Source organism: Actinomycetospora sp. (assembly GCF_055612215.1).
The window spans coordinates 1-10,383 of record NZ_JBVPVA010000174.1 but is presented as its reverse complement, the minus strand read 5'-3'; the positions used below and the strand labels follow the sequence as shown (position 1 = coordinate 10,383).

The 10,383-nt window shown below is 74.4% G+C and carries 10 protein-coding genes; 9 read left to right on the top strand and 1 reads right to left on the bottom strand.

Features of this window, described 5'->3' with window-relative positions; genetic code table 11:
* From AC0CYZ_RS04855 to AC0CYZ_RS04815, 9 genes are all read left to right on the top strand, one after another.
* On the top strand, positions 1-467 hold a 467-nt coding region (locus tag AC0CYZ_RS04855), incomplete at its 5' end, for an acyl-CoA dehydrogenase family protein (RefSeq protein WP_472212884.1).
* Positions 468-502: 35 nt separating this feature from the next.
* Positions 503-2,035: an acyl-CoA carboxylase subunit beta gene (locus tag AC0CYZ_RS04850; protein WP_472212881.1), complete on the top strand. Its 1,533-nt coding sequence runs from the start codon at positions 503-505 to the stop codon at positions 2,033-2,035.
* Positions 2,036-2,046: 11 nt separating this feature from the next.
* The gene (locus tag AC0CYZ_RS04845; RefSeq protein WP_472212878.1) at positions 2,047-4,008 is read left to right on the top strand and encodes an AMP-binding protein; all 1,962 of its coding nucleotides are present in this window, start codon (positions 2,047-2,049) and stop codon (positions 4,006-4,008) included.
* 4 nt (positions 4,009-4,012) lie between these two features.
* Complete coding sequence (locus AC0CYZ_RS04840; protein ID WP_472212876.1) at positions 4,013-4,468, top strand: MaoC family dehydratase; 456 nt, start codon at positions 4,013-4,015, stop codon at positions 4,466-4,468.
* Positions 4,465-5,325 carry an HpcH/HpaI aldolase/citrate lyase family protein gene (locus AC0CYZ_RS04835; protein ID WP_472212875.1) on the top strand — a complete coding sequence of 287 codons (861 nt, stop codon included), beginning with the start codon at positions 4,465-4,467 and terminating at the stop codon, positions 5,323-5,325. Before AC0CYZ_RS04840 ends, AC0CYZ_RS04835 begins: the two co-directional genes overlap by 4 nt.
* On the top strand, positions 5,322-6,218 hold the full coding sequence (locus AC0CYZ_RS04830; RefSeq protein ID WP_472212874.1) for an LLM class flavin-dependent oxidoreductase: 897 nt from the start codon (positions 5,322-5,324) through the stop codon (positions 6,216-6,218). The genes AC0CYZ_RS04835 and AC0CYZ_RS04830 overlap by 4 nt, the downstream gene beginning before the upstream one ends.
* 42 nt (positions 6,219-6,260) lie before the next feature.
* Positions 6,261-7,550, top strand: a complete 1,290-nt coding sequence (locus AC0CYZ_RS04825; protein WP_472212872.1) for an acetyl-CoA hydrolase/transferase family protein — start codon at positions 6,261-6,263, stop codon at positions 7,548-7,550.
* Positions 7,547-8,809, top strand: a complete 1,263-nt coding sequence (locus tag AC0CYZ_RS04820; RefSeq protein WP_472212870.1) for a wax ester/triacylglycerol synthase domain-containing protein — start codon at positions 7,547-7,549, stop codon at positions 8,807-8,809. The genes AC0CYZ_RS04825 and AC0CYZ_RS04820 overlap by 4 nt, the downstream gene beginning before the upstream one ends.
* Before the next feature lie 198 nt (positions 8,810-9,007).
* Positions 9,008-9,982: a beta-ketoacyl-ACP synthase 3 gene (locus AC0CYZ_RS04815; protein WP_472212867.1), complete on the top strand. Its 975-nt coding sequence runs from the start codon at positions 9,008-9,010 to the stop codon at positions 9,980-9,982.
* Between the two features lie 49 nt (positions 9,983-10,031).
* Here AC0CYZ_RS04815 and AC0CYZ_RS04810 read toward each other — a convergent pair.
* The coding region (locus tag AC0CYZ_RS04810; protein ID WP_472212865.1) for an aldo/keto reductase at positions 10,032-10,383 on the bottom strand (352 nt) is incomplete at its 5' end.

Sequence of the window (10,383 nt, the reverse complement as noted above, 5' to 3'; positions counted from 1 at the left end):
GCGGCCAGGACCGCGGCTTCTACCAGATCATGGACGCCTTCCAGCTCGAGCGCGTCGTGCTCGCGGCGATGGGCCTCGGGCACGCCGCCGAGGCGATCACCCTGGTCACCGAGTACGTCCGAGGCCGGGAGGTCGCCGGGGCGCCGCTGTCGGGCCTGCAGACGATCCGCCACCGGGTCGCCGCGATGGAGATCGAGCTCGATGCTGCGCGCGCCCTGACCTACCAGGCCGCCGACCGCCTCGACCGCGGCCACCCCGAGGCCGGGCGCTCCGTCGCGGCCGCCAAGTACTTCGCCGCCAAGGCCGCGGCGTGGATCGTCGACGAGGCCCTCCAGCTGTTCGGCGGCGCGGGCTACCTGGAGGAGACGCCGATCGTGCGCCACCAGCGCGACGTGCGGATCCTGCGGATCGGCGGCGGCACCGACGAGATCCAGCTCGAGATCCTCTCCAAGCGGCTGGTCCCGTGACGGGGACGGCGAACGGGATGCGTCCGGTGAGGGAGGTGCCGGCGCCCAGCCCCCCGGGGGCGCCGGCACCTCCCTCGGCGGACGACCTCCTGCGGGCGGCCGAGGTGGCCCGGGCCGGCGGCGACACCAGCCGCTACCCCGGCACCCTCTCCGCCCGCGAGCGCCTGGCCGTGCTGCTCGACGAGGGCAGCTTCGTCGAGGACGGCCTGCTCGCCGGGTCCCTCCCGGCCGACGGCGTCCTCACCGGGGTCGGGACGGTCGACGGCCGGCCGGTCGCGGTGATCGCCCACGACTTCGGGGTGAAGGCGGGCTCGTGGGGCGAGCTGACCTGCGAGAAGCAGATTCGCATCCTCGAGCGCGCCGACCGCGACCTGCTGCCGGTGTTCTACCTCGTCGACTCCGCGGGCGGCCGGCTCACCGAGCAGATGGGTTTCTTCCCCGGACGCCGCGGCGCCAGCGCGATCTTCCGGCTCCAGGTCGCCCTCTCCGGCCGCGTCCCCCAGATCTGCTGCCTGCACGGCCCGTCCGCGGCCGGCGGGGCGTACATGCCGGCGTTCACCGACTGGGTCGGGATGGTCGAGGGCCGGGCCTCGATGTTCCTCGCGAGCCCGCGGGTGGCCGAGAAGGTCACCGGCGAGCACACCACGCCGGAGGAGATGGGCGGCGCCCGGATGCACGCCGAGGTCTCCGGCTGCGGCGACTCGGTGTTCGCCCACGACTGGCAGGCGATCGCCGCCGCGCGCCTCCTGCTGAGCTACCTCCCCGACGACTGGACGCAGCGTCCGACCGTCGTCGAGCCCCGCGAGCCCGAGCAGACCGACTGGACCGGCGTCATCCCCGACGACCCGGTGACCGGCTACGACGTCGTCGAGGTCATCGACCGGCTCGTCGACGCCGGGACGTTCTTCGAGGTCAAGCCCGACTGGGCCCCGGAGATCGTGGTCGGGCTGGCCCGGATCGAGGGCCGCGTGGTCGGCCTGGTCGCGAACCAGCCCGAGACCCGCTCCGGGGCGATCCACGTCGACTCCGCCGACAAGGCCGCCCGGTTCGTCTCCTGGTGCGACGCCTTCAACATCCCGCTGGTGTTCCTCCAGGACGTCCCCGGCTTCATGGTCGGCGTGGCCGTGGAGCGCCAGGGCATCATCCGCCACGGCGCGAAGCTGATCACCGCGATGGCCTCCGCGGAGGTCCCGAAGTTCTCGGTGATCCTGCGCAAGGCCTACGCCGCCGGCTTCTACGCGATGTGCGCGCCGGGCTTCGAGCCGCGCGCCACGATCGCCCTGCCGAGCGCGTTCATCGGTGCGATGGGCCCGGAGGCCTCGGTCAACGCGGTCTACGCCCGCAAGGTCGCCGACATCGTCGACGACGACGAGCGCGCGGCGTTCGTCGCGGCCCGCGTCGAGGAGCACCGCGCCGAGATCAACCTGCTGCGGATGGCCTCGGAGCTCGTCGTCGACACCGTGGTGCCCGGCGAGGAGCTGCGCGGCGAGCTCGCCGTCCGCCTGCGCCACGCCGAGCGCTGGACCCGCAGCGCGCCCCGCCGCCACCACCCCGTCAGCCCCGTCTAGAGGAGCCGGTCATGGATGATCGCGACACCCTCGGTGCCCTGATCTCGGCGCCGCTGATCCCGCTGCGCCCCGAGCAGCGCTCGGAGCGCTACGCCGCCGAGATCGCCGAGGCGCGGGCACGCCACGACCGCGATCCCGACGACTACTGGGCCTGGGTCGCCGAGCAGCACCGCTGGCTCGAGCCCTACGACACCGTGCGCACCGGCGAGCTGGGCGACTTCCGCTACTTCGAGGGCGGGCGCATCAACGTCGCCGACAACTGCGTCGACCGCTGGGCCGAGGACCCCGCGACGGCCGACCGCCCCGCCGTCGTGTGGGAGGGCGAGCCCGGCGACAGCCGCACCCTGACCTACGCCCAGCTCGCCGACGAGGTGTCGCGGCTCGGCGCCGGCCTCGCCGCGCTCGGCGTCGGGAAGGGCGACGTCGTCGCCATCTACATGCCCAACCTGGTCGAGGCGTTCACCGCGATCCACGCCTGCAACCGCATCGGCGCGATCTACACGGTGCTGTTCTCCGGCTTCGGGCGCGACGCCGTGGCCTCGCGGCTGGCGGCGGCCCGCGCGAGCGTCGTCGTGGTCGCCGACGCGATCTACCGCCGCGGCAAGCCGGTGCCGCTGCTGGAGACGCTGCGCGCCGCCCGGCCGGACGCACCGACGGTGCACCACACCGTCGTCGTCGACCGCACCGGCAACGGCGTCCCCCTCACCGACGGCGAGACCTCCTACGCCGAGCTCGTCGAGGCGCACCCCGAGGGCAGCGCCCTCGTCCCGCTCGACGCCAACGAGCCCGCGTTCCTGATCTTCACCAGCGGCACCGAGTCGCGCCCCAAGGGCGTCGTCCACTCCGTCGGCGGGTTCCTGCTCGGGACCTGGGCGAACGCGCACTGGCAGGCGGCGCTGACCGAGGACGACGTGTACTGGGTGGCCGCCGACGTCGGGTGGCTGACGTTCCCGATCCAGGCCGTGATCGGCGGGCTCGCGAACGGCGCGACGATCGCCTGCTACGAGGGCGCGCTGGACACCCCGGGCCCCTCGCGCTTCTACGACGTGTGCGAGCGCCACGGGATCACGAAGGTGCTGTGCGCCCCGACGGTGCTGCGGATGCTGCGGAAGTTCGGCGACCAGCTGGCCCACGACCATCCCCTCCCCCGGCTCGCCCTCATCACGGTGCAGGGCGAACCCCTCGACGGCGAGACGTTCGCATGGGCCACCGACACCCTCGGCGTGCCCGTGGTCAACGCCTACGGCCAGACCGAGACCGGCTCGACGTGGACCTATCCGGTGGCCGGGGTCGACGACCTCAAGGCCGGCTCCGCGGGCACGACGCTGCCCGGGCACGCCTGCGAGGTCGTCGACGACGAGGGCCGCCCGGTGCCCGCGGGCACCAAGGGCAACCTGGTCATGACCCGGCCGTTCCCCACCCTCGCCCGCACCGTGTGGGACGACCACGACCGCTACCTCGCGACGTACTTCTCGCGGTTCCCCGGCCGGTACGCCACCAATGACGAGGCCGTCGTCGACCACGACGGGCACCTGTGGGTCCTCGGGCGCGCCGACGACGTCATCAACGTCGCCGCCCACCGCCTCTCGACCATGGAGATCGAGGCCGTGGTGGGATCGCACCCGCAGGTGGTGGAGACCGCCGTCGTCGGGGTCCCCGACGACATGAAGGGGACGGTGCCGGTGGCGTTCGTGACGGTGTCCTCCGGGTCCCCCGAGGACGTGCCGGAGGAGGTCAAGCAGCTGGTCGCGGACACCATCGGCGGCATCGCCCGGCCCGACCGCGTGATCGTCACCGCCGCCATGCCCAAGACCCGCACCGGGAAGATCATGCGGCGGCTGATGCGCGAGGTGCTGCTGCACGGCGAGGCGCGCAGCGACACCAGCGCCCTGGAGGACCCGTCGTCGCTGGACACGCTGGCGGAGGCGGTCTCGGGGGCGCGCGCCGGAGCGAGTGGGGCGACGGGGAGATGATTCCGTGAGCGGACTGTGGTTCGAGGACCTCACCGAGGGCCTCGTCGTCGAGCACGCGACGCGCCGCACGGTGACCGAGACCGACAACGTGCTGTTCACGACGATGACCATGAACCCGGCGCCGCTGCACCTCGACCACGCCTACGCCGCGACCACCGAGTTCGGGCGCCCGCTGGTCAACAGCATGTTCACCCTCGCCCTGGTGGTCGGGCTGAGTGTCCCGGAACTGACGCTGGGGACGATCGTGGCGCAGCTCGGGCTCACCGACGCGTCCTTCCCGGCGCCGGTCTTCCACGGCGACACGGTGCGGGTCGCGACGGAGGTCGTCGAGGCCCGGGAGTCCCGGTCGCGGCCCGACGCGGGGATCGTCGTGTTCGCCCACCGCGCCCACAACCAGCGCAACGAGCTCGTCTGCTCCGTCCGCCGGACGGGCCTGATGCACCGGCGGCCGGCGTCGTGAACGTCCCGCGATCGCTGCTCTTCGTCCCCGGCGGGCGGCCCGACATGGTCGCGAAGGCGCCGCGCTCGGATCCCGACGCGGTGGCGGTCGACCTCGAGGACGCCGTCGCGCCCGGCGACAAGGACACCGCCCGCGCGAGCGCCGTCGAGGCGGTGGGAGAGCTGGCGGGCGGGGAGGGGGACCGGGCCGGTGCGCTCCTCCTGGTCCGGGTCAACCCCCCGGCGACGCCCTGGTTCGACGACGACGTCGAGGCCGTCGCGCGCACCCGCGCGGGCGTGGTGCTCCCCAAATACGAGGACCCGGCGCAGCTCGCCGACCTGCGCGGACGCGTCGGCGACCGACCCGTCGTCGTCGGCATCGAGACCGCACGCGGGGTGGCGCGGGCGCGGGACCTGCTGTCCGAACCGGGCATCACCGCGGGCTACTTCGGCGCCGAGGACTACATCGCGTCGGTCGGGGGCCGCCGGACGTCGTCGAGCCGCGAGGTGCTGTTCGCGCGGTCCGAGGTCCTGCTCGCGGCGCGGCTCGGCGGCGTCGGGGCGCTGGACCAGGCTGTGGTGAACGTCCGCGACGAGGCCTTCTTCCGGACCGACGCCGGCGAGGGCCGCGACCTCGGCTACGACGGCAAGATCTGTATCCACCCGACGCAGGTGACGCTGGCGCACGAGGTGTTCACGCCGTCCGACGAGGAGGTCGCGCACGCGCGCGACGTCGTCGAGGCCGGTCGCGCCGGGGTCGGGGTGGTGAACGGCGAGATGGTCGACGACGTGCACCTGCGGATGGCGGCAGCGGTGCTGGCGCGGGCGGGATACGCAGCGGAGTGGAGCTCGACCCCTCGGGACGGCGGGCACCCGTGAAGGTCGGGCTGATGCTCCCGGCCACGACGGACGCGGGCGGGCTCCCGGCGCTGGCGGCGCGTGCGGAGGAGCTCGGGTTCGCGTTCCTCGGCGCCGGCGAGCACGTGCTCTTCGGCAGCCCCACCTCGAACGCGTTCGTCACGCTGGCGGCGGCCGCGGCGGCGACGACGCGCATCCGGCTGCTCTCGGCGGTCACCCTGCTGCCGCTCTACCCCCCGGCGCTGGCGGCGAAGATGGCCGCGACGCTGGACGGGGTGTCGGGCGGGCGGTTCGAGCTCGGCGTCGGGGTCGGTGGCGAGAACCCCGCGGAGTTCGCCGCGTGCGGTGTGCCGGTCAGCGGGCGGGGGCGGCGGACGGACGCGGCGCTCGACGTCGTGCGCGCCTACCTGGCCGGCGAGGCGGTGGCCGTCGAGGGCGAGCCGACGCGGTTGGACCCGCTGCCGGTCGGCCCCGTGCCGGTCTGGATCGGCGGGCGCACCGAGGCCTCGATGCGCCGCGCCGGGCGGGCCGGCGACGTGTGGATGCCCTACCTGTGCAGCCCGGACCGCGTGACCCGGGGCCTGCGGGTGGCGAACGACGTCGCGGCGGAGCAGGGGCGCGGGCCGGTGACCGGTGGGCTGCTGGCGTGGTCGGCGGTCGCGGGGTCGCGGTCCGAGGCGCGCACCCTCGCCGTCGGGACCCTGGCACGGATCTACGGGCAGGACATGGACCGCATCGTCGACGCGTGCGTGCCGTACGGGACCGCCGACGACGTCGTGGCCCGGTTCGCCGAGTACGCCGACGCCGGGGCGGAGCAGATCCTCTACGCGCCGCTGTGCGACGAGGGCGGGTACGCGGCGGTCGTCGAGGAGGTGGGCGCCGCGCTGCTGACCCGGGCCCGCCGTCCTGGCTAGGCTTCCGGCGACACACGCGCCCCGTCCTCCCCGGGAGAGTCCGTGACCCCGACCGCCGACGCCCTGACCACGACGCGGCGGTCGCCCGAGGCGGTGCTCGACCACATCGGCCCCGGCGCGAACGTGGTGGTCGGCGCCTCGAACGGCGAGCCGATGGCCCTGGTCGACGCGATCGAGGCGGGTGCGTCGCGGCTGGAGGGCGTGCGGCTCCACCAGATGCTCGCCACCCGCGAGCGGCGCTACATCGACGGGGAGTTCCCCGGGCTGCGCCACGTCTCGTACTTCCTCTCGCCGGCGAACCGGGAGGCGTTCCGGGCGGGGCACTGCGACCTGGTCCCGAACTCCTTCAGCGAGGTCCCGCGGATCCTGCGCCGCTCGGTCCACCCGGACCTCGTGATCACGACGGTGTCGGCGCCCGACCGGCACGGCTACATGTCCCTCGGCGCCAACGCCGAGTACACGGCGTCCCTGATCGGTGAGGTCCCGTTCTTCGTCGAGGTCAACCCGTCGACCCCGCGGACCTTCGGCGGCAACCAGCTGCACGTCAGCGAGATCGTGGGCTGGTGCGAGAACGACCGGCCGATGGTCGAGGTGCCCGGACCCCCGGCCGGTGATCGTGACCGGACCATCGCCGCCCTCGTCGCCGAGCGGATCCCGGACGGCGCGACGCTGCAGGTCGGGATCGGGGCGGTTCCCGACATGGTCCTGGCCGGGCTGACCGGTCACCGCGACCTGGGCGTGCACACCGAGCTGCTGGGCACCGGCTTCGTCGATCTCGTCGAGGCCGGCGTGATCACGGGGACCCGCAAGGCCACCCACCGCAACAAGCTCGTCACGACCTCGGCGATCGGTGTCCAGCGGCTGTACGACTTCGTCGCCGACAACCCCGGCGTCGAGTTCCACCCCGTCGACCACACCAACGACCCGACGGTCATCGCCCGCGAGCCGCACATGTACTCGGTCAACGCGACCCTCGAGGTCGACTTCCTGGGGCAGTGCGCCTCGGAGTCGCTGGGTAGCCAGTACCTCTCCTCGTCCGGCGGGCAGCCGGACTTCGCCCGCGGGGCCGTGATGAGCGAGCACGGGCACGCCTACGTCGTCCTGCACTCCAGCACGGCCGACGACACCGTCTCCCGGATCGTGCCCCAGCTCCGGCCCGGGGCGGCCGTGACCACGTTCAAGAACATCGTCGACAACGTGGTGACCGAGTACGGCGTCGCCGAGCTGCACGGGCGCAGCATCGCCGAACGCACCCGCCGGTTGATCGCGGTGGCGCACCCGGCCTTCCGGGACGAGCTGACCGCGCAGGCCCGGCAGCTGGGGTACCTGTGACCGCCGGCGGCGGGATCCCCCTCAGCGAGGAGGACCGCGCCATCCTCGACCTCGAGTGCGCCACGGTCGTCGGCCACACCTGCCATGTCGCGGTGCTCGGCCCGGGTCCGGTGGGCGCGCGTGCGGTCCGGGACCGGATCCGGGCCCGCCTCGAGGGCGCGCCCGAGCTCCGCTACCGCCTCGGCGGCCCGCCCGAGCACCCCGAGTGGGTGCCCGTCGAGGAGGTCGACCTGTCCGTCCACGTCCTCGAGCGCGGCGGGGAACCCCTGGACGAGGCCGCACTCGCGACCTTCGTCGCCGGCCGCTTCTGCGAGCGCCTTGACCGCGCGCGCCCGCTGTGGGCGATCGACGTCGTCCCCCTCGCCGACGGCGGCACGGCCCTGGCCTGGCGCGTCCACCACGCCCTCGCCGACGGGACGACGTTCGTCCGGCTGGCGCGCACGGTGCTGTTCGACGAGGAGCAGACCGGGCACGGGCCGACCCCGGCGCCCACGCCCTCCGCGATCGCCCGGGACCACACCCGCCGCCACGAGCACCTGCGGGGCTTCCTCCGGCGGGAGTTCGCGGCCCAGCCCCACCGCTCCCCCTTCGACGGGACCATCGGCACCCGCCGCGCGGTCGCGTTCGCCGACGCGAGCGTGCCGGATCTGCACGCCGCGGCCCACGGCGTCGGCGCGACGCTCAACGACGCGGTGCTCGCGGTGGTGGCCGGGGCGCTGCGCCGGTGGCTCGAGGACCACGGCGCGGGGGTGCACGAGCTGCGCGGGCGGGTCCCGGTGAGCCTGCACCACGGCGGGGGCGGGCCGCTCAACCGCGACTCCTGGTTCACCCTCGCCCTCCCCCTCGACGTCGCCGACCCCCTCGAACGGCTGCGCGCGGTGCACCGCGCCACGGCCGTGCGGAAGGACGCCCACGACGCGGAACGGATGGACGCGCTGGTCCGCCGGCTCGCGGCGGCGTCACCGGCGCTGCACCGGGTCGTCAGCGCCCTCCAGGCCAGCGCGCGCGAGTTCGCGGTCAGCATCTCCGACGTCGTCGGGTCCCGGGGACCCGCGAGCGTGCTCGGTCGCCCGGTGCGCAGCCTGCGCCCCGTGGTGGAGATCGGCGCCCGCCACGCGCTGCGCGTCGGAGCCATGTCAACCGGCGACACCCTGGCGTTCGGCGTATGCGTCGATCCCGGGGTCGTCGAGGACGTCGACCGCCTCGCGGGCAGGCTCGGACAGGAGGCCGCGCTGCTCGTCGCGGCCTCGGAGGGCTGAGCCGGTCCCGGTTCTCCCCCGGCCCGGGCGCGCGCCGCCGTGCCGGCGGCCTGGTGTGACCGGTTGCATCGTCGTACCGAATAGTAGGACTTCCGAGTAACCGGAGGGCCGCGCGACTGTGGGTGGGCACATCCCCCACCGCTCGTGAGGCACCTCTTGGCTCACCCCGCCGCCCTGACCACCGGTCACCCTGCCGTGATGCTCGGGGTCGGCGCGTACCGCCCACGCCGCACCGTCACCAACGAGGAGGTGTGCGCGCACCTCGAGGTCGACGCCGAGTGGGTGTTCGCCCGCTCCGGCATCCACTCGCGGCGGTTCGCGGATCCCGACGAGACCGTGGTCGCGATGAGTGCCGCGGCCGCCCGCGACGCGCTGGCGGCCGCCGGTGTGGACGCGGCCGACGTCGGGGTCACCCTCGTCGCGACGATGTCCGCGGACGGCGCGGCCCCGCAGGTGGCTACCCGTGTCGCGCACGAGATCGGGGCGGTCCACGGGGCGGCGATGGACCTCGGGGCCGCGTGCGCCGGGTTCTGCTACGCGCTCGAGGTGGCGGGGGCGATGGTCGCGTCCGGGCACGGTGCGGTGCTGGTGGTGGGCGTCGAGCGCATGACCGACATCATCGAGCCCACGGACCGCTCGACGTCGTTCCTGTTCGGCGACGGGGCGGGCGCGGTGGTGGTCGGGCCGTCGGGCTCGGCCGGGATCGGGCCGGCGGCCTGGGGCGCCGACGGGGCGCAGGCCGAGCTGATCATCCAGTCGCCGTCGTGGGTCGAGCACGCCCGGGGGCTCGACGACCGTATGCCCGCGCTGCGGATGCAGGGGCCGGCGGTGTTCCGCTGGGCCACCACCCGCATGCCCCCGCTGGCCCACCAGGCCCTCTCGCGCGCGGGGATGAAGCCCGAGCAGCTCGACGCGTTCGTCCCGCACCAGGCCAACGCCCGGATCACCGACGGGCTCGTGCGCGCCATCGGGCTCCCCGAGCACGTGGCCGTGGCGCGGGACGTCGAGACGGCGGGCAACACGTCGGCCGCCTCGGTGCCGCTCGCGATGCACGCGCTGCTGGCCTCGGGCGCCGCCCGGCCCGGGGACCACGCGCTGTTGCTCGGCTTCGGCGCGGGGCTGACGTTCGCCTCGCAGGTGGTGCGGCTGCCGAGGTGCGCTCCACGCCCGTGAGCACTTGTCCGCCCTATGACACGGACAAGTGCTCACGAGCCGGAGGCACCTACGTGTGGCCGGCGATCCCCCGCGGCGCGTAGGTCTCGGAGAGCTCGTGGAGTTCGTGCTCGTCGAGCTGCAGGTCGACGGCGGCGACGGCGTCGTGCAGGTGCTCGAGCTTCGTCGCGCCGATGATCGGCGAGTCGACCACCGGGTTGGCCATGACCCAGGCGAGCGCGACCTGGGCCCTCGACACGCCGCGCTTGTCGGCGATCTCGGCGACCTTCTCCACGATGTGGCGGTCGGAGTCCTGGTAGAGCGTCTTGCCGAACTCGTCGGTGTCGCCGCGGGTCGTCGTCTCGTCCCAGTCGCGGGTGAGCTTGCCGCGGGCGAGCGGGCTCCACGGGATCGACCCGACG

Bases quoted from the DNA above. Each gene is read 5' to 3' on its own strand.
- AC0CYZ_RS04845 (WP_472212878.1), top strand. From the start codon at position 2,047: ATGGATGATCGCGACACCCTCGGTGCCCTGATCTCGGCGCCGCTGATC.
- AC0CYZ_RS04815 (WP_472212867.1), top strand. From the start codon at position 9,008: ATGCTCGGGGTCGGCGCGTACCGCCCACGCCGCACCGTCACCAACGAG.